This window comes from Streptomyces sp. NPDC048297 (assembly GCF_043201585.1).
Taxonomy (GTDB): Bacteria; Actinomycetota; Actinomycetes; order Streptomycetales; family Streptomycetaceae; genus Streptomyces.
The window spans coordinates 1-17525 of sequence record NZ_JBICZA010000034.1; the positions used below are offsets into that span (position 1 = coordinate 1).

Annotated in this window: 16 protein-coding genes and 1 pseudogene; 10 read left to right on the forward strand and 7 right to left on the reverse strand. The window is 73.5% G+C overall.

Going from position 1 to position 17525, the window contains the following annotated elements:
- The coding region (locus tag ACGFYV_RS29850) for a transposase (protein ID WP_393881713.1) at nucleotides 1-175 on the reverse strand (175 nt) is incomplete at its 3' end.
- Nucleotides 176-200: 25 nt separating this feature from the next.
- On the opposite strand from ACGFYV_RS29850, the gene ACGFYV_RS29855 reads away from it, so the two are divergent.
- From ACGFYV_RS29855 to ACGFYV_RS29865, 3 genes are all read left to right on the forward strand, one after another.
- Nucleotides 201-545, forward strand: a complete 345-nt coding sequence (locus ACGFYV_RS29855; RefSeq protein ID WP_393881618.1) for a hypothetical protein — start codon at nucleotides 201-203, stop codon at nucleotides 543-545.
- A gap of 12 nt (nucleotides 546-557) precedes the next feature.
- Nucleotides 558-2240: a DUF6493 family protein gene (locus ACGFYV_RS29860; protein WP_393881619.1), complete on the forward strand. Its 1683-nt coding sequence runs from the start codon at nucleotides 558-560 to the stop codon at nucleotides 2238-2240.
- Between the two features lie 255 nt (nucleotides 2241-2495).
- Nucleotides 2496-3944 (forward strand): GNAT family N-acetyltransferase, encoded by a 1449-nt coding sequence (locus ACGFYV_RS29865; protein ID WP_393881620.1) that lies wholly within the window; start codon nucleotides 2496-2498, stop codon nucleotides 3942-3944.
- A 117-nt stretch (nucleotides 3945-4061) separates the two neighbouring features.
- Here the strand turns inward: ACGFYV_RS29865 and ACGFYV_RS29870 are convergent, their stop codons facing one another.
- Nucleotides 4062-5339, reverse strand: coding sequence for a trans-sulfuration enzyme family protein (locus tag ACGFYV_RS29870; RefSeq protein WP_393881621.1), 1278 nt, complete (start codon nucleotides 5337-5339; stop codon nucleotides 4062-4064).
- Between the two features lie 59 nt (nucleotides 5340-5398).
- Between ACGFYV_RS29870 and ACGFYV_RS29875 the strand changes: the two genes are divergently transcribed.
- Together ACGFYV_RS29875 and ACGFYV_RS29880 are read left to right on the forward strand one after the other, a co-directional pair.
- Nucleotides 5399-5902, forward strand: coding sequence for an Lrp/AsnC family transcriptional regulator (locus ACGFYV_RS29875; protein ID WP_393881622.1), 504 nt, complete (start codon nucleotides 5399-5401; stop codon nucleotides 5900-5902).
- A 33-nt stretch (nucleotides 5903-5935) separates the two neighbouring features.
- On the forward strand, nucleotides 5936-7627 hold the full coding sequence (locus ACGFYV_RS29880) for a DUF885 domain-containing protein (protein ID WP_393881623.1): 1692 nt from the start codon (nucleotides 5936-5938) through the stop codon (nucleotides 7625-7627).
- A gap of 13 nt (nucleotides 7628-7640) precedes the next feature.
- Here ACGFYV_RS29880 and ACGFYV_RS29885 read toward each other — a convergent pair.
- Nucleotides 7641-7730, reverse strand: a pseudogene (locus ACGFYV_RS29885) (3-ketoacyl-ACP reductase); the annotation flags it as partial.
- 199 nt (nucleotides 7731-7929) lie between these two features.
- On the opposite strand from ACGFYV_RS29885, the gene ACGFYV_RS29890 reads away from it, so the two are divergent.
- The 4 genes from ACGFYV_RS29890 (at nucleotide 7930) to ACGFYV_RS29905 (ending at nucleotide 11742) form a co-directional block, all read left to right on the forward strand.
- Nucleotides 7930-8616: a hypothetical protein gene (locus tag ACGFYV_RS29890; protein WP_393881624.1), complete on the forward strand. Its 687-nt coding sequence runs from the start codon at nucleotides 7930-7932 to the stop codon at nucleotides 8614-8616.
- A gap of 225 nt (nucleotides 8617-8841) precedes the next feature.
- Nucleotides 8842-9096, forward strand: coding sequence for a ferredoxin (locus tag ACGFYV_RS29895; RefSeq protein ID WP_393881625.1), 255 nt, complete (start codon nucleotides 8842-8844; stop codon nucleotides 9094-9096).
- The gene (locus tag ACGFYV_RS29900; protein ID WP_393881626.1) at nucleotides 9086-10477 is read left to right on the forward strand and encodes an NAD(P)/FAD-dependent oxidoreductase; all 1392 of its coding nucleotides are present in this window, start codon (nucleotides 9086-9088) and stop codon (nucleotides 10475-10477) included. The genes ACGFYV_RS29895 and ACGFYV_RS29900 overlap by 11 nt, the downstream gene beginning before the upstream one ends.
- Nucleotides 10478-10512: 35 nt before the next feature.
- Nucleotides 10513-11742, forward strand: a complete 1230-nt coding sequence (locus ACGFYV_RS29905) for a cytochrome P450 (RefSeq protein ID WP_393881627.1) — start codon at nucleotides 10513-10515, stop codon at nucleotides 11740-11742.
- 27 nt (nucleotides 11743-11769) lie between these two features.
- Here the strand turns inward: ACGFYV_RS29905 and ACGFYV_RS29910 are convergent, their stop codons facing one another.
- Together ACGFYV_RS29910 and ACGFYV_RS29915 are read right to left on the reverse strand one after the other, a co-directional pair.
- A complete protein-coding gene (locus ACGFYV_RS29910) occupies nucleotides 11770-12279 on the reverse strand; it encodes an immunity 21 family protein (RefSeq protein WP_393881628.1) in 510 nt (169 codons plus the stop codon).
- Nucleotides 12280-12314: 35 nt separating this feature from the next.
- Complete coding sequence (locus ACGFYV_RS29915) at nucleotides 12315-12788, reverse strand: rhodanese-like domain-containing protein (RefSeq protein WP_393881629.1); 474 nt, start codon at nucleotides 12786-12788, stop codon at nucleotides 12315-12317.
- 94 nt (nucleotides 12789-12882) lie between these two features.
- Between ACGFYV_RS29915 and ACGFYV_RS29920 the strand changes: the two genes are divergently transcribed.
- Nucleotides 12883-13329, forward strand: coding sequence for an Lrp/AsnC family transcriptional regulator (locus tag ACGFYV_RS29920; RefSeq protein WP_393881630.1), 447 nt, complete (start codon nucleotides 12883-12885; stop codon nucleotides 13327-13329).
- Nucleotides 13330-13333: 4 nt separating this feature from the next.
- On the opposite strand, the gene ACGFYV_RS29925 is transcribed toward ACGFYV_RS29920, so the two are convergent.
- On the reverse strand, nucleotides 13334-16324 hold the full coding sequence (locus ACGFYV_RS29925) for an AAA family ATPase (RefSeq protein WP_393881631.1): 2991 nt from the start codon (nucleotides 16322-16324) through the stop codon (nucleotides 13334-13336).
- Nucleotides 16321-17484: an exonuclease SbcCD subunit D gene (locus ACGFYV_RS29930; protein WP_393881632.1), complete on the reverse strand. Its 1164-nt coding sequence runs from the start codon at nucleotides 17482-17484 to the stop codon at nucleotides 16321-16323. The genes ACGFYV_RS29925 and ACGFYV_RS29930 overlap by 4 nt, the downstream gene beginning before the upstream one ends.
- Between the last annotated feature and the right edge of the window lie 41 nt (nucleotides 17485-17525).

A 17525-nucleotide genomic window follows, 5' to 3' on the forward strand; every position in this document is an offset into this window, starting at 1 on the left:
TGAACTCCATCAGCTCCGCCTCGAAGTCCTCGCACACCTTGCGCATGATCTCTTCGCAGCGCGTCAGCATCTCCTCGTTGAACACCCCGCGCCGACACTTCGTCACAAAGACCAAGTGCACATGCATAGCCGAAACTACATGTCTACCCCGTCTGTAGTCATTCTCCTGATCCATGAGACCAACTCTAGTAAGATCTTGAGTGTGCAGCTCCGCTACAACTACCGGGCCTACCCGGACGCCCCGCGGCGGCGGCCCCACGGACCACCGGGTCTTCCTTCCGCTGCTGACCGAACTCGCCCTGACCCGCGAGGAGGAGCGGACCCGGATCGCCGACTGGACGGCGCTGGCCCGCGACGCGGTCTCTCCCGTCGCCACGCACGCGCAAGGGGTGCTCGCCGCCCTGGCCCTGGACGGCGACCTGACCCCGCGGCAGCTGGCCGAGGCCTCCGAACGACTGCTGTTCCGCGCCGAGAAGAAGCTCGTGCGGGCCCAGCTCGTCCTGCTCGGCAAGGTCCTCTCGCGTGACACCGGCGCCGCCGGGTAGCTGCTGCCGGTCGTGGCGCGGGCGTTCGGGCACGAGGACACCCAGGTGCAGGAGCGGGCACTCAAACTCGTCGAGCGGCATGCGCACAAGCTAGTGTCCGAGGATTCGCGCGAAGAACTCGCCCACGCGGCAGGTCAGTTGACCCCGGCGCTGCGTGTGCGCGCGGGCGCCGTACTGGGCGCCGTCGCGGCCGGCGCCGGGTCCGAGATGTACGTGGAGGTGCTGCCGCCCGTCCCGGAGCCGGTCCGGCTCGCGCCCGCACCCCGGACGGCGGCGGAGGTGGCGGAGGAAGTCGGGGCACTGCTGGCCTCCGACGGGGACGTGGCCGTGTTCGAGCGGGCGCTGGACGGCCTGGTGCGGCACGCGTACCAGGACCCGGAAGCGCTGCGCGAGGCCCTCGCACCGGTCATCGCGACCCGCTGGTGGGCGTCGGAGGGACACGTGCAGTGGCCCCGCGCGGACGATCTCTTCGGCAACACCCGCGGCGCCCTCGACGCCCGGGAAGCCCTCGACCTGCTTCTCGCGACCGTGCACGGCACGGTGCGCACGGCGACGCTCCACGACGCGGTACGGCGCGGGCCAGGGGGCCACGAGTGCCCGCACAGCCCCCTCGCACGGGCCTTCGACGCCCGGCTCCGCGAGGTGGCGTACCGCCTGCGCACGGACCCGATGCCACTGCTGCTCGCCACGCCCACCTGGAGCACGGGCCTGCTGGAGCCGGACGAACTGGTGGCGCGCCTCGCCGAGTACCGGCGCCTGGACGCCCGGGTGTCCGCGACCGACTTCGCGCAGGCCCTGCTGCGGGTGCGCAGGGAGGACCGGGCGGCGGCCGAGGAGGCGGCGCGGCGGGCCAGGGCGCTCGGCAGCCCGGAGGGTGCCCGGCTGGCCCGCTGGCTGAGCGCCGACAACCCGCTCCCCGCGACCCGGCGGCGCACCAAGGGGATACGTGTCCTGCTGGAGCCGGCCGAACTCCCCGAGGTGCAGGACGGTTTCCCGCAGGACTTCCAGCGGCTCGGCCATCCGATGTCCGTTTTCGTCGACCGGTGGCACTACGGTCACTGGAACCCCGCGGTGCGTCCGCACTGGCTCGCCGTGCTCCCGGAGCGGCGGGAGCTGGTCGCGGCGCGGATGCTGCACGAGTTGGCGGACACGGCGGTGGAGGACCAGCGGGGCACCGCCGTGCTGCCGCTGCTCGCCGAGGCCGGCGGTGCGGCGGGCGAGGCCGTGCACCTGTGCGTGGCCTACGGTCTCGGCGCGCGGCACCAGGAGGACCGGCTCGCCGCGGTGGACGCCCTGCTGGTGCTCGCCGCGCGGGGGCAGCTCGATGCGGCGCGGCTCGGCACGGATCTGGGCGAGCTGGTGGGGCTCGGGGCGGTGAAGGCACAGCGGCTGGCGGACTCGGTACGCACGGCGGCGGCCACGGGTGCCGATGCGACGGTCTGGTCGATACTCCGGCACGCGCTGCCCGTTCCGCTCGCCGCTCTCGGGACGGCCCGCCCGGAGGCGGCGGCGGTGGCGGTGGCGGCCCGGGGCCTCGGGGACCTGCTGGCCGTGGCGGCGGACTGCGCCGAGCGGTCGGGGGCGCGCGGCACCGTGCCGCATGTCGCGGAGGCGGCCGCTCGCGGCGGCTCGTCCCGGCTGGTCGCCCAGGCCCGGCGGCTGCGTGACCTGCTGGCGGAGGAGGTGGCCGCCTGAGCCGGTGGTGGCGCCCCGGGACCCGCACCACGCATCGGCGGGTCATTCACCCCGACAGCAGAACCCGACCAGAACCCGGCAGAGAACCCGACCAGAACCCGGCAGAGAACCCGACCAGAACCCGGCAGAGAACGCGACCAGAACCTGGCGGAGAACCCAACAGTAGAAAGTGAAACAAAAGGGTCAGATGAGCGCTTTACCCATCGGTCACAGACCGTTCGTGATCACGCAACACCGTTCCTTCACAGTGGGTGCATGACTACGGACATGTCTCATGCGACCCGGGCGAGGCACGGACGCCCCGTCCACCACTGGCGGCGGGACCTCGTCGAGCTCGCCGCGCTGTTCACGGCCGTCGCGGTCGCGGACGCGGTGGCGAACCTGATCGGGCACGGGCCCGGCGGCCCCGCGCTGCTCGTGATCTCGGCGGTCGTGCTGGCCGCGACCGCGGGCTTCCACGTCTGGTGGGCACGCCGCCACGGACACGCACCGCCGGTCGCGGATACCGGCGCCCGGCGGACCGCCCAAGCGCGGACCGCCGGGCCGGCCGGGCAGATCGCCGCGTCCCCGTCGCAGGAGGACGCGGCGAGCACGCTGTGGCGGATGCGGACGACGGTGAAGGACGAGCCCGGCTCCCTGGCCGCGCTCTGCACGGCGCTGGCCGAACAGCGGGTGGACATCCTGAGCCTGCAGACGCACCCGCTGGCCGAGGGCACGGTGGACGAGTTCCTGCTGCGGGCGCCGGGCGCGCTGACGGCGACCGAGCTGACCCGGGTGGTCTCGCAGGCAGGCGGCTCGTCCACCTGGATCGAGCGGGCCGACGCCCACGACCTGGTCGACGCCCCCACCCGGGTGCTCGGTCTCGCCACCCGAACCGCGCTGGACGCGGCCGAACTTCCGCTGGCGCTGCGGCAGTTGCTGGGCCGCTGCACGATCCGCTCGCTGCCGGCCCACCCGGTCGGCGGCGGTCGCGGGCCGGAGCCGGTGCCGGTCGAAGGCGTGCTGGAGGACACCGTGATGCGGCTGCGCGCGCCCGAGGGCGGGGTGCTGACCGTGGAGCGGCCGTATCTGCCGTTCACGCCGACCGAGTTCGCGCGGGCGCGGGCGCTGGTGGAGCTGGACACCCGGCTCGGTTCCCGGATCCCGAAGGGCCATGACGTGCTGACGCTGCCCGAGGGCGACGACATCACGGTGCGCCGGGTCGACACCGGTGACCTGCCGGCGGCGCGCGAGATGCACGAGCGCTGCTCGCAGCGCACCCTCGGCATGCGCTACCACGGCCCGGTCGGCGACTCGGACCGCTATCTGAAGCACCTGCTCAGCCCCCGCTTCGGCCGCACGCTGGCCGCGCAGACCAGCTCGGGCCGGGTGATCGGCCTCGGGCATCTGCTGTGGGACGGCGACGAGACCGAGGTCGCGCTGCTCATCGAGGACGAGTGGCAGCGGCGCGGCGTCGGTTCCAAGCTGCTCGGCCGGCTGGTGACGATGGCGGTGGAGGCGGGCTGCGAGAGCGTGTACGCCGTGACGCAGGCCTCCAACACCGCGATGGTCGCGGCGATGCGCGGCCTCGGGCTGCCCCTGGACTACCAGGTGGAGGAAGGCACCCTGGTCGTCACGGCCCGCCTGGACGCGGCTTCCGTGACCTCCCGGCCGCCGTACAGCACCCTGCCGGGCCGGATCGCCGACCCCGCCCACCACGACTGACCAGCTGGCGACTGCCCCCTTGGCGACGGGCTCCCTGACGACGGACGGACGACGGCCCGGCGGACTTCCGCCGGGCCGTTCGCGTACGCACCCTGGTCGATCACACGGATCCGGGCGTCAGCGGCTGACCGAGTCGACCGCTTCCCGCAGCGGTACGGGCGTGCGGACGGGTGCATGGACGGCCGTGTCCAGGGCCTGGTCCAGGTCCGCCCACAGGTCGTCGACGTCCTCCAGGCCGACCGACATCCGCAGCAGCCGGTCGCTCACCCCGGCGCCGCGCCGGTCGGCGGCGTCGACGATGCGGTGGCTGATGGACGCGGGATGCTGGATCAGCGTGTCCACACTGCCGAGGCTGACCGCCGGGGTGACCAGCCGGACCCGGGAGATCACCTCGTGCGGGTCGCCGTGCACCTCGAAGGCGACCATGGCCCCGCCCAGACGCGGGTAGCGGACCTCGGCGACGCGCGGGTCGGCGGCGAGCCGGCGGGCCAGTTCGGCGGCCGTCGCGGAGGCGGCACGGACCCGCACCGGCAGGGTGGACAGCCCGCGCAGCAGCAGATAGCCGGCCAGCGGATGCAGGACGCCTCCGGTGGCGAACCTGATCTGGCGCAGCTTGCCCGCGAACTCCTCGTCGCAGGCCACCACCCCGCCCAGCACGTCCCCGTGGCCGCCGAGGTACTTGGTGGCGCTGTGCAGCACCAGCCGGGCGCCCTGCTCGGCCGGGCGTTGCAGGACGGGCGTGGCGAAGGTGTTGTCGGCGAGCAGCGGGACGGTGCCGCAGGCGTGGGCGACGGCCCGCAGGTCGACCTCGGCGAGCGTGGGGTTGGCCGGGGTCTCGACCATCACCAGACCGGTGTCGGGGCGCAGCGCGTCGGCGATCCCGGCCGGGTCGGTCCAGGTCACCTCGGTGCCCAGGAGACCGGCGGTCAGCAGATGGTCGCTGCAGCCGTACAGGGGCCGTACGGCGACCACATGGCGCAGGCCGGCCGACGAGCGGGCGAGGAGGACGGCGCTGAGCGCGGCCATACCGCTGGCGAACGCGACGGCGGACTCGGTGCCCTCCAGCCGGGCCAGCGCGGTCTCGAACCGGGCGACGGTCGGATTGCCGAGGCGGCCGTAGACCGGCGGTCCGACCGGGTCGGCGCCGTCGGTGGCGAAGGCGTCGATACGGGCGGCCTCGGCGCGGCTGTCGTACGAGGGGTAGGTGGTCGACAGGTCGATCGGCGGGGCGTGCAGGCCCTGGCGTGCGAGGTCGTCGCGGCCGGCGTGCACGGCCTCGGTGGCCAGTGCCCTCGGTGCGGTGCGTACGCCGTCGTAGCCGTCGTAGCTGTCATGGCCGGCGTAGTTGTCGTAGCCGTCATGGCCGTCGTAGGCACTGGTGCTCGCTGAGTCCATGACCGAAGGGTGAACACCGGACGGGTGAAGGGGATCGAACACCGTGTTACGTTCGGCCAATGGCTGAATCCGTCGTACTGGATCCGGTGGATCTTCACTTGCTGCGGCTGTTGCAGAACGACGCCCGGACCACGTACCGGGACCTCGCCGCGCAGGTGGGCGTGGCGCCGTCGACCTGTCTGGACCGGGTGACCCGGCTGCGCCGCTCGGGCGTGATCCTCGGCCACCAGTTGCGGCTGGACCCGGCGAAACTGGGCCGGGGCCTGGAGGCACTGCTCTCGGTGCAGGTCCGGCCGCACCGGCGGGAGTTGGTGGGGCCGTTCGTGGAACGCATCCGGGCGCTGCCGGAGTCGCGGACGGTGTTCCATCTGACCGGGCCCGACGACTACCTCGTGCATGTGGCCGTGGCGGACATGGCCGATCTTCAGCGGCTGGTGCTCGACGAGTTCACCGCGCGGCGGGAAGTGGCCCGGGTGGAGACCCGGCTGATCTTCCAGCAGTGGGACTGCGGACCGATGCTGCCCCCGGCCACGCCCACAGCTGAATCGGTGGGGCACGGGTGACGCGGGTGCGGTCCTGGTACGAGGATGGGCGGTATGTCTGAGACCAAGACCCTGCTGCCCCGCCAGGTCGCCGACGCCTACGTCGACGACCTGATCGCCCTCGACCCGGTCACCGGCACCTACCTCGGGGTGAAGGAGAGTTCGAGCAGACTGCCCGACTACTCACCGGAGGGTCAGGGGGCCCTCGCGGAGCTGGCCCGGACCACGCTGGCGCGGCTCGACGAGGCCGAGCGGCAGCCCGGTGCGGACAGCGACGTGGAGCGTCTGTGCGGGCGGCTGCTGCGGGAGCGCCTGACCGCGGAACTCGCGGTGTACGAGGCGGACGAGCACCTGCGCGCGGCCGGCAACATGGCAACGCCGGGGCATGCCGTGCGGGAGGTCTTCACCGTGACCCCGACGCAGACGGACGAGGACTGGGCGGCGGTCGCCGAGCGGCTGCGCGCGGTGCCGGCCGCGCTCGCCGGGTACCGGGAGTGCCTGGAGCTGGGTCTTGAGCGCAAGCTGCACGCGGCGCCCCGGCCGACCGCGACGTTCGTCGAGCAGCTCACCGAGTGGTCCGACACCGACGGCACGGGGCGCGGCTGGTTCGAGGACTTCGCCGCCGACGGCCCGGACACGCTGCGCGCCGAACTGGACGAGGCGGCCCGTGCGGCGACCGCCGCCGTGGTGGAGCTGCGGGACTGGATGCGGGACGTGTACGTGCCGGCCGTCGAGGACGCCCCGAACACGGTGGGCCGTGAGCGGTACGCGCGCTGGTCGCGCTACTACAACGGCACCGACCTGGATCTGGACGAGGCGTACGCGTACGGCTGGTCGGAGTTCCACCGCCTGCTCGGCGAGATGAGGAAGGAGACCGAGAAGGTGCTGCCCGGCGCCGGGACGCCGTGGGTGGCGCTCGCGCACCTGGACGAGCACGGCCGGCACATCGAGGGCGTCGACGAGGTCCGGGAGTGGCTGCAGGGTCTGATGGACCGGGCCATCGGGGATCTGGACGGCACGCACTTCGAACTCGCCGAGCGGGTACGGAAGGTGGAGTCCCGCATCGCCCCGCCCGGCGGGGCGGCGGCGCCGTACTACACGGGTCCGTCGGAGGACTTCTCGCGCCCCGGACGTACCTGGCTGCCGACCATGGGGCAGACCCGGTTCCCGGTGTACGACCTGGTGTCGACCTGGTACCACGAGGGTGTGCCCGGTCACCATCTGCAGCTCGCGCAGTGGGCCCACGTGGCCCAGGATCTCTCCCGCTACCAGGCCACGGTCGGCATGGTGAGCGCCAACGCGGAGGGCTGGGCACTGTACGCGGAGCGCCTGATGGACGAGCTGGGCTACCTGACGGATCCCGAGGAGCGGCTCGGCTACCTGGACGGCCAGATGATGCGCGCGGTGCGGGTGATCATCGACATCGGCATGCATCTGGAGCTGGAGATTCCGGCGGACTCGCCGTTCCACCCGGGTGAGCGCTGGACGCCGGAGCTGGCCGAGGAGTTCTTCGGGTCGTACAGCAGCCGTCCCGCGGACTTCGTGGAGAGCGAGCTGACCCGGTATCTGACGATCCCGGGCCAGGCGATCGGCTACAAGCTCGGCGAGCGGGTCTGGCTGCTGGGCCGGGAGCGGGCGCGTGAGCGGCACGGTGACGCCTTCGACCTGAAGGCCTGGCACATGGCGGCCCTGTCGCAGGGCTCGCTCGGCCTGGACGACCTGCTGGACGAGCTGTCCCGGCTCTGACCCACCCGGGGGCTCAACGACGGAATCCCCCGCGGGAGTCGACGACCTCGCCGGTGCCCCGGCCCGCCTCGTCGGTGGCCGGCCACGCGATGAGCCGGGCCGGCCACCTCCCCCTCGCCCCCTTCCCCTCGCCCCCTTCCCCTCGCCCCCCTTCCCCTCGCCCCCCTTCCCCTCCACCTCGCCCCTCCCTCCCGCCCCCTCCCCCTGCCCGCCCCCTCGGCCGTACGGCCCCCTTCCGGTGGCGGGACCGGTGGCCGCGCGGATTGCTGGGCGCAGGGCGATGTGGAGGAGGTGGGCCGGGTATGCCAGGCGAGAGGACGCGGCAGGAGAGGCTGGAGACTCCGCGGGCGGCCGGGCTGGCCGGGATCGTGTTCGCGCTGTTGCTGGCCGCGGCGATCGTGCTGATCCGGCTGGGCCTTCCGGAGGGGGCCGAGGGGGTCGCTCCTTCGGGCCTGACGAACCCGGAGCGGCGGGACGCGGTGCGGGCGGCTCTCGCGCTGGTCCCGTTCGCGGGCATCTTCTTCCTGTGGTTCATCGGGGCCGTACGCGCCCATGTCGGGGCGGTCGAGGACCGTTTCCTCGCCACCGTCTTCCTCGGCAGCGGGCTGGTCTTCACGGCCAGCCTGTTCGGCGCCGCCGCGGCGGCGAGCGCCGTGCTCGACACCGGACGTTCCTCGGGCGGCTCGCTGGGGCCGGCCGCCTGGGACTTCGGCCGGTACTTCGCGTACTCGATGATGACCGAGTACGCGATGCGGATGGCGGGCGTCTTCGTCTCGTCGATGTCGGTGATCGGCCACCGCCTGGGCGTGCTGCCGCGCTGGCTGACGGTCGTGGGGTTCCTCTGCGCGCTGACGCTGCTGTTCGTGTCGTCGAACGTGCCGTGGGCGGAACTGGTCTTCCCGGCCTGGTCGCTGCTGCTGAGCCTGCACATCCTGTCGGTGAGCCGCCGCAACGCGTCACGTTCCGCGACGGGCTCGCACGCCTCATGACCGGCTCGCACGCCCCACGACGGGCTCGTACGCCTCACGACCGGCTCGCACGCCTCATGAGGGGCTCGTACGCCTCATGAGGGGTCACCCGATCGGCGTGCCAATGCGCGCGGGGCCGGTGCCGGGCCTTCCATGCTGGCGGACGGGGGATGACCGCCGTCCGGGAGTGCCCACGGGGAGTGGGCGGTGTGCACCGGACTCCGCCACCGGAAGGGCGCAGTGTCGATGAGGCTCGTCGTCGATCTCAACAAATGCCAGGGGTACGCCCAGTGCGCGTTCCTCGCCCCCGACATCTTCGCCATGCACGGTGAGGAGTCGCTGATCTACAACCCGCTGGCGCGGGAGGAACAGCGCGAACAGCTGGCCCGTGCCGTCGCCGCCTGCCCGGTGCAGGCGATCACCGCCGACGGACTGGACGGCCCCGGCGGCGTGGAGGGGCGGGCGGCGGACTCCGGACGGGAGACGTCCGATGCCCGCTGACTACATGGACTGGCTCAGGCGCGAGGGCAGGATCGTGGTCGTCGGCGCCTCGCTGGCCGGTCTGCGGGCCGCCGAGACGCTGCGCGCGGAGGGTTTCACCGGTTCGCTGACCCTGGTCGGTGACGAGCCGTACGAGCCGTACGACCGGCCGCCGTTCTCCAAGGCGGTGCTGCTGGGCAAGGCGGCCCCCCACCGCACGGACCTGCCCCAGCGCCTCGACGTCGACGCGAAGTGGCGGACCGGGGTCGCGGCGACCGGCCTGGACCTGGCGGCCATGCGGGTGCGGCTCGCCGACGGGGACGAGGTCGAGTACGACCGGCTGCTCATCGCGACCGGTGTGCGCGCCCGGCCCTGGCCGAACGAGGCGGAGGCGCGGCTCGACGGCGTCTTCGTGCTGCGCACCCGGGACGACGCGGTCGCCCTGGTGGAGCGGTTGCGGGCCGGGGCGCGCCGGGTGTTCGTGATCGGGGCGGGGTTCGCCGGCTCGGAGGTGGCCTCGGCCTGCCGGGAGCTGGGGCTCGCCGTCACGGTGGCGGAGCGGGCCGGTGCCCCGCTGGTGGGCGCGCTCGGCGGGGTGATCGGCGCGGTCGCGGCCGACCTGCAGATCGAGAACGGCGTGGACCTGCGCACCGGTGTCACGGTGACGATGCTGGAGGGCGACTCGGTCGGCCGGGTGCGTGCCGTGCATCTGTCCGACGAGAGTGTCGTCGAGACGGATGTCGTGATCGTGTCGCTGGGTTCGCAGCGCAACACCGAGTGGCTGACCGGGTCGGGGCTCGGGGCGGGGCCGCGTGGCATCGCGTGCGACGCGGGCTGCCGGGCGTTCGACTTCCGGGGCATCGTGACGGACAACATCTTCGTCGCGGGTGACGTGGCGCGTTCCCCGCACCCGTTGTTCGGCTACCAGTTCCTCGCGCTCGAGCACTGGGGCAACGCGGTCGCGCAGGGCGAGACCGCCGCGCACAACATGATCTGCGCTCCCGCCGAGCGGCGTCCGCACATGTGGATGCCGGCGTTCTGGTCCTCGCAGTTCGGGGTGAACATCAAGTCGGTGGGCGTGCCGAGCTTGGGCGAGCAGCTGATGATCACGCAGGGTTCGCTGAACGAGCGCCGGTTCGTCGGCGTCTACGGGCACCAGGGCCGGATCGTGGCCGCCGTGACCTTCGACGACGCGAAGTGGCTGGAGTTCTACCAGCGGGAGATCGAGCGGGGCGCGCCGTTCCCGGTCGAGTACAACACGGTGAACCGGGGTCCGGGGGGCCGGCGTCCGATGCCGGCCGACTTCCCGGACCCGGCGCTGCCCACCCACGGTCCCACCGTGACCCTCACCGGCTACTCGCCGGCCGACCACCGGCTGGTCTTCACCCCGGCCCACCACTGACCGCCGCCCGTGCCCCGACGCTCCTAGGACCTGTCATGACACAAGCCTCACTGGCGCGCCAGATCGTGGACTACGCGAACCGCGCCAACCCGTATCCGCTGTACGCGGAACTCCGCAAGACGCCGGTGCTGCACGAGGAGGAGGACGGCCCGTACATCATCAGCTCGTACTGGGACATCGAGAGCCTGCTCCACGATCCGCGGATCAGCTCCGACGCCGCGAACCTGGCCGCCGCCGGGACCGACCAGTACTCCCAGGCCGAGGACACGGGGCTGCCGCCGTCCTTCATCCGGCAGGACCCGCCCGAGCACGACCGGCTGCGGCGCATCGCCAACAGCGCGTTCGGGCCGCCGCACCAGCCGCGCCGGGTGTACGACATGCAGGGCGAGATGCGTGCCATCGTCACCGAGCTGATCGACGCCTTCGGGGACGCCCGGGAGATCGATCTGGTGGACCGGTTCGCCTATCCGTTCCCGGTGACGGTGATCTGCCGGCTGCTGGGCGTGCCCCGGGAGGACGAGCCGCACTTCAGGTCGCTGGTCGACCCGATCGTCGCCGGCCTCGACCCGCGCACGGGGCTGGATCCGGTCGCGTCGAAGGCGGCTCGGGAGTCGCGTGTGCAGCTCGGCATGTATCTGTCCGGGCTGGTGAACGAGCGGATGAAGGAGCCGCGCGACGACATGCTGTCCGACCTGGCGAACAGCCAGGGCCCGGACGGCTCGATGTCGATGATGGAGGTGCTGTCCACCGCGGTGCTGCTGCTGATCGCCGGGCACGAGACGACGGTCAACCTGATCACCAACGGCATGCTGACGCTGCTGCGGCACCCGGAGGTCCTGGCGCGGCTGCGCAAGGAACCGGAGCTGTCGGTCAGGATCGTGGAGGAGCTGCTGCGGTACGAGCCGCCGGTGCAGTTCGTCCCGCAGCGCACCAACATCACGGACATCGAGGTGCGCGGGGTCACGATCCCCAAGGGTTCCCGGATCTGGCTGGTCCTCGCGGCGGGCAACCGGGACCCGGAGCGGTTCCACGACCCGGACCGCTTCGACCCGGACCGCGGGGACATCACGCACCTGGGCTTCGGCAGCGGCGTCCACAGCTGCTTCGGCGCCCCGCTGGCCCGGCTGGAGACCCAGATCGCGCTGTCGGAGCTGGCCAGGCGGCTGGAGGATCCCCGGCTCGTCGAGGACCCGCCGCCGTACCGGGAGAACCCGTTGCTACGCGGTCCGCGCCACCTCAACGTGGCTTTCGGCAAACTGCGTTGACGCGTCGCGGGCGCGCCCGGACAGGCCCTAGGCGATTCGCCGGAGCTGCACGAGACCGACCCAGGTCTCCGGCTCCGGCTGGGCGTAGGCGGCCCGGACTCCGTAGGTGCCCGCCTCCAGCGGGACGCGGAGGTGTTGCTCGCGGTCGGACTCCATGCCCGGCCAGGCGGAGTCGAAGAGCACGACCGGTCCGGGCACGTGCCAGCGCAGCTCGGTCCCCCAGTCGGCGGTGCCGAGGGCGGCGCGGGCGCCGGCGAGCAGTTCGCCCTCGGAGTTCGCGGCGGACCACCGTACGAAGGTGTTCCGGTCCGCCAGGTAGGTGGTGGCGGCGGGCTCGTCACCGAGGACGAGGGCCGCGCTGTCACCGACCGGCAGCAGGCCGACATAGCCGTCGACCTCGCACGCGCGGTCGTAGTCGGTGTCCAGGTCCTCGCTGTCGGCCCCCGCCCAGAACGGCAGGACCGTCTCCGGAACCGCTATCAGCGGGCCACCGCCCGACTCGACCCACTCCACGCCTGGATCCGCGTATCTCACCATGGGGGCGAACCTACACGGCGCCGGCCGCGGTCCGGTCAGCAGCCGCACTCGCCCTCGACGGGTGCGGTCAGCGGGTCGGTGTCGCGCCGTGCGCCCCCCTGCCAGGTCTCGTACGCGAAGCCCTCGCGCGCCCAGTACTCGAAGCCGCCGAGCATCTCCTTGACCTGGTAGCCGAGTTCGGCGAGGGCGAGCGCCGCGCGGGTGGCGCCGTCGCAGCCCGGCCCCCAGCAGTACGTCACCACCGGCACCGATGGGTCGAGGAGCCGCCCGGCCTGCTCGGGGACGAGCGCGGTGGGCAGGTGGATCGCGCCGGGGATGTGCCCCTGGTCCCAGGACTCGGTGGAGCGGGAGTCGACCACGACGAAGCCGGGGTCGCCGCCGGCGGCGAGTGCGGCGGCCACGTCGGAGACGTCGGCGTGGAAGGCAAGGCTCGCCCGGAAGTAGGCGGCGGCCTCGGCGGGGGCGGCGGGGGCGACGCGCAGGACGGGGTTCAGGGTGTCGTCGGTCATGACGGGAAATCTAGGGCCGCCGCGCCGCCCACTGAAGGGACAAGTCCCGGGGATCCCCTTGTCCGGCCGGGGAATCACCTGCTATTCATCCGGGATGACCGTGTATTCCCCGGACGCCGTCGACTGGCGCATTCTCGAGGTCCTCCAGCGGGACGGACGGGTCAGCTATGCCGACCTGGCGCGTGCCGTCTCCATGTCGCCGAGCGCGGTGACCGAACGGGTGCGCCGCCTGGAGGAGAGCGGTGTCATCCAGGGGTACGCGGCGGTCGTCGACCCCGAGCGGCTCGGGCTGCCGATCCTGGCGTTCGTGCGCCTGCGGTACCCGAACGGCAACTACAAGCCGTTCCACGACCTGGTGGCCGCGACTCCCGAGATCCTGGAGGCGCACCACGTCACGGGCGACGACTGTTTCGTCATCAAGGTCACCGCCCGCTCCATGCCGCATCTGGAGGAGATATCGGGCCGGATCGGCACGCTGGGTTCGGTGACGACCAGCGTGGTGTACTCCTCTCCCCTGCCCCGGCGCCCGCTGGGCCGCTGACCCGTCACAGGCCCCGCTGCCGCAGCGAGGACCCCGACCGCCCCTTGACGACCTGGAGCTGGGCGTGGATGCGGCGGCGCAGGTCGGCGACGTGGCTGACGATGCCGACGCTGCGGTCGCGTTCGCGCAGGGAGTCGAGGACGTCGAGGACCTCGTCGAGGGTCTGGTCGTCGAGGCTGCCGAAGCCCTCGTCGATGAAGAGGGTGTCCAGGCGGACGCCTCCGGCCTCGTCGGTGACGACGTCGGCGAGTCCGAGGGCGAGGGCGAGGGAGGCGAAGAAGGTCTCGCCGCCGGACAGGGTGGCGGTGTCGCGTTCCCGGCCGGTCCAGGCGTCCACCACGTGCAGCCCGAGCCCGCTGCGGCCCCGTCCGCTGCGGTCGTCGGAGTGGACGAGGGTGTAGCGGCCGGCCGACATCCGCTGCAGGCGCACCGTCGCGGCGGCGGCGACCTGTTCCAGGCGGGCCGCCAGCACGTACGACTCCAGGCGCATCTTGCGTTCGTTGTCGGCGGAGGTGCCCGCGGTGAGGGCGGCGAGGCGGGCCACCCGGTCGTACTCCTCGCGCAGCGGTGCGAGCGTGCGGGCGCCGGCCGTGGCCCGGGTGGAGAGGCGGTCCAGTTCGGTGCAGCGGCGGCCGGCCAGGTCGCGGGCGGAGGCGGCCTCGCGCAGTCGCCGTTCCGCCTCGGCCGCGGTCCGCTCCGCGGCGGCGAGGTCGGCGGGGGGCCGCTGGGCGGCGGTCGCGGTGTCGGCCTCGGCGAGCACGGCGCGTACGGCGGCCTCCTCGGCCTGCCAGGCGTCCAGGCGGTGTTGCAGCTCGCGGTGGGCGGCGGCGTCGAGCAGGGCGTCGGCGGAGGCCTGCGGGGTGTCGAAGCCCGCGCGGTAGGCGGCGTCGGCGAGGCGGGCGTCGGCGTCCTTGAGGTGCTGGGCGGCGTCCTCGGCGGCGCGTACCGCGTCGGCGGCGCCGGTCAGCAGGGCCTCCTGCCGTTCCAGTTGCGCGGCGCGGGCGGCCACGCTCCCGGCGGTGCCGCGCGCCTGTGTCAACTCCTCTTCCAGGGTGGTCTGTTCGTATTCCAGGGTCTCGCGCCGGGTGAGCCGGGAGGCGGCCCGGACGGCGGCTTGCTGGCGGGCGTCCAGGCGCTGCTCGCGTTCGCGTTCGGCCTGCCGCAGTTCCTCGTGGGCGGCGTGCAGGGCGGAGGCGTCGCGGCGGGCGCGCGCGTGGTCCTGTTCCAGCGCGTCGGCCTCAGCGGCGAGCCGGGCGGTGGGGGTGTCACCGGCCTCGGCGGTGGCGGCTGCCAGGGCCTCGCGGACGAGGCCGAGGCGCCGCTCGTCCTCGGCGCGCCGCTCGTCGGCCCGCTGGTGGGCGGCGAGGGCCGCTTCCTCGGCCTCGCGGTCGACGTGCCCGGCGACCTTGCGGGCCGGTGCGGGGTGCTCGGTGGCTCCGCAGACGGCGCAGGGCTCGCCGTCGGTGAGATGGGCGGCGAGTTCGGCGGCGATGCCGTTCAGTCGCTGTTCCTTCAGGTCCAGCCAGTGGGCGCGGGCGTCCAGGGCGCCCTGTTCGGAGGCGAGCGCCCGGCGCTGTACCTGCTCCAGGTCGGCGGCGAGTTCGTCCCGGGTCCGCGCGGCGGCGAGCCGGCGCTGGGCGGGGTCCCGTTGGACGGCAAGCTGTTCGACGCGGGTCGCCGCTTCCTGGGCGGTCTCGACGCGGGACTGCAGGGCCGCGCGCAGGGTGTCCCAGTCGGCGAGCCAGGCGTCGGCCTCGCGCAGGACGTCCTCGTCGGCGCGCTCCTGCCGGTCGAGGCCGCCACGCTCCTCGACGAGTACGGCGAGCCGCTGCTCGGCCCCCCGGGCCGACTCCAGGCCGCCCAGTTCCTCGGCGGCGCGGCGGGCGGCGGCAGCGAGGCCGGCGGCACCGGCGTCGGCGTAGGTGTCGGGCAGCATCCCGCGCGCGTGTGCCTCGGCCGCCGCGGCCCGCCGGTGCGCCGTCTCCGCGTCCTCACGCAGGCCGAGCGCGGGCGCCACGGTCTCCGCCTTGCGGGAGCGCTCCATGCGCTGCTGTGTCTCGTGGTGGGCGCCGGCCCGCTCCTGGAGGCGTTCGGCGCGCTGCCGGGCCTCGGTGAACCGGCTCTGCAGCCGGTGGAGTTCGCGTGTGCCGGCCAGTTCGCGCTGGGCGCGGCCCTGGGCGGCTTCGGCTGCGGTGAGCGTGCAGTGGGCGACGGTGAGGCGTTCGCGGGCGGTGCTGCGGGCGACGGCGGCGGCACCGAGGACCGCTTCGGCGAGGCCGGGCTCGCCGGGGGTCAGCTCGGGCAGTTCCATGGCGTCGCCGGCGGCCTGCTGCATCCGGTGCGCGTCGGCGAGCAGCGCGGCGTCGCCGTCGCGCACCCGGGCCTCGGTGGCGCGGCGGCGTTCGGCGAGCCGCTTCTCGACGTCGGCGAAGCGCTGGGTGTCGAAGAGGCGGCCCAGCAGCCGTCCGCGGGCTTCGGCGTCGGCGCGCAGGAAGCGCGCGAAGTCGCCCTGGGGCAGCAGGACGACCTGGCAGAACTGCTCGCGGCTCATGCCGAGCAGCTGGGTGATCTCCTCGCCGATCTCCTGGTGGGAGCGGCTGAGGTCCTTCCAGACGCCGGCCGGAGCGTCGTACGCGCGCAGCCAGCTCTGTGCCTTGTCGAGAGTGGTACCGGTGCCGCGCTTCTTGGGGCGCTCCCACGGGGGCTGCCGGGTGATCTCCAAGCGGCGTCCGGCGACGGTGAGTTCGAGGCGGACCTCGGTACGGACGCCCGGTGCGGCGTGGTCGCTGCGCAGACCGGTGCCCTGGCCGCTCTGCCGGGCGCCGGGCACGGATCCGTACAGGGCGTAGCAGACGGCGTCCAGGACGGAGGTCTTGCCGGCGCCGGTGGGGCCGTGCAGCAGGAAGAGCCCGGCGGTGGACAGGGCGGCGAAGTCGACGGTCTGGGAGTCGCCGAAGGGCCCGAAGGCGGTGACGTCGAGCCGGTGCAGCCTCACCGGGCCACCTCCCGGGCGGCGTCGGCGGCGCGCACGGTGTCGAAGGCCTCGCGGAGCACGGCCGCCTCCCGCTCGTCGGGACCGGCGCCGCGCACATGGGCGACGAAGTCCTGCGCGACCTGCTGGTCGGCGCGGCCCGCGAGCCGGCGGGCGTACGACACGTCGGGGTCGTCCGGGGCCCGTTCGGGGGCGAAGACCAGGCTGAGGGTGTGCGGGAAGCGCTCGGCGAGCCGGGCCATGGGGTCGGCCGGGCGGACGGCATCGGTGAGGGTGGCCTCGATCCAGGCGTTCTCGTGGCGGGTCAGCTCCGGGTCGGCGAGCAGGCCGTCCAGGGTGCCCCTGATGCGGGCCAGCGGGCGCGGCACCGGGCAGGGCAGGCGCTCGGCGGTGACCGAGCCGTCGGCGTCCAGGTCGACGAGCCACATGCTCTTGACGTGGTCGGCCTCGGAGAAGGAGTACGCGAGCGGTGAGCCGGAGTAGCGGACGCGTTCGGTGAGGGTCTGGCAGCCGTGCACGTGCCCGAGGGCCGCGTAGTCGACGCCGTCGAAGACACCGGCCGGTACGGCGGCCACCCCGCCCACGGTGATGTCGCGCTCGCTGTCACTGGCCCGGCCGCCGGTGACGAAGGCGTGGGCGAGGAGGACGGAGCGGGTGCCGGGCGCGCGTGTGGCGAGGTCGGCGCGGACGCGGTCCATGGCGGCGGCGAGCACGGCCTCATGACCGGCCCTCTCCACCGCGAACTCGTCCTTGACCAGAGCGGGTTCGAGGTACGGCAGCCCGTAGAAGGCGACGTCCCCGTGGGCGTCGGCGAGGACGACCGGGGTGCCGACGGCGGACGGCACGGTGCGCAGGTGGATGCCGGCGCGGTCGATGAGCCCGGCGCCGACGCCGAGGCGGCGGGCGGAGTCGTGGTTGCCGGAGATCATCACCGTGGGAACGCCCGCCTCCGCGAGCCGGTGCAGGGCGTCGTCGAACAGCTCGACCGCGGCGAGCGGGGGCACCGCGCGGTCGTACACGTCTCCCGACACGACGACCGCGTCGACGTCGCGCTCACGCACGGTCGCGACCAGGTGACCGATGAAGTCGGCCTGGGCACCGAGCATGTCGACGCGGTGGAACGACCGGCCGAGGTGCCAGTCGGACGTGTGCAGGAGCCTCATGATCCCCGAGACTAACGGCCGGGTCTGACATCACGGACGGT

Coding starts and splice junctions, on each gene's coding strand:
- ACGFYV_RS29865 (WP_393881620.1), top strand. CDS start 2,496: ATGACTACGGACATGTCTCATGCGACCCGGGCGAGGCACGGACGCCCC.
- ACGFYV_RS29870 (WP_393881621.1), bottom strand. CDS start 5,339: ATGGACTCAGCGAGCACCAGTGCCTACGACGGCCATGACGGCTACGAC.
- ACGFYV_RS29875 (WP_393881622.1), top strand. CDS start 5,399: ATGGCTGAATCCGTCGTACTGGATCCGGTGGATCTTCACTTGCTGCGG.
- ACGFYV_RS29880 (WP_393881623.1), top strand. CDS start 5,936: ATGTCTGAGACCAAGACCCTGCTGCCCCGCCAGGTCGCCGACGCCTAC.
- ACGFYV_RS29890 (WP_393881624.1), top strand. CDS start 7,930: ATGCCAGGCGAGAGGACGCGGCAGGAGAGGCTGGAGACTCCGCGGGCG.
- ACGFYV_RS29895 (WP_393881625.1), top strand. CDS start 8,842: ATGAGGCTCGTCGTCGATCTCAACAAATGCCAGGGGTACGCCCAGTGC.
- ACGFYV_RS29900 (WP_393881626.1), top strand. CDS start 9,086: ATGCCCGCTGACTACATGGACTGGCTCAGGCGCGAGGGCAGGATCGTG.
- ACGFYV_RS29905 (WP_393881627.1), top strand. CDS start 10,513: ATGACACAAGCCTCACTGGCGCGCCAGATCGTGGACTACGCGAACCGC.
- ACGFYV_RS29910 (WP_393881628.1), bottom strand. CDS start 12,279: ATGGTGAGATACGCGGATCCAGGCGTGGAGTGGGTCGAGTCGGGCGGT.
- ACGFYV_RS29915 (WP_393881629.1), bottom strand. CDS start 12,788: ATGACCGACGACACCCTGAACCCCGTCCTGCGCGTCGCCCCCGCCGCC.
- ACGFYV_RS29920 (WP_393881630.1), top strand. CDS start 12,883: ATGACCGTGTATTCCCCGGACGCCGTCGACTGGCGCATTCTCGAGGTC.
- ACGFYV_RS29930 (WP_393881632.1), bottom strand. CDS start 17,484: ATGAGGCTCCTGCACACGTCCGACTGGCACCTCGGCCGGTCGTTCCAC.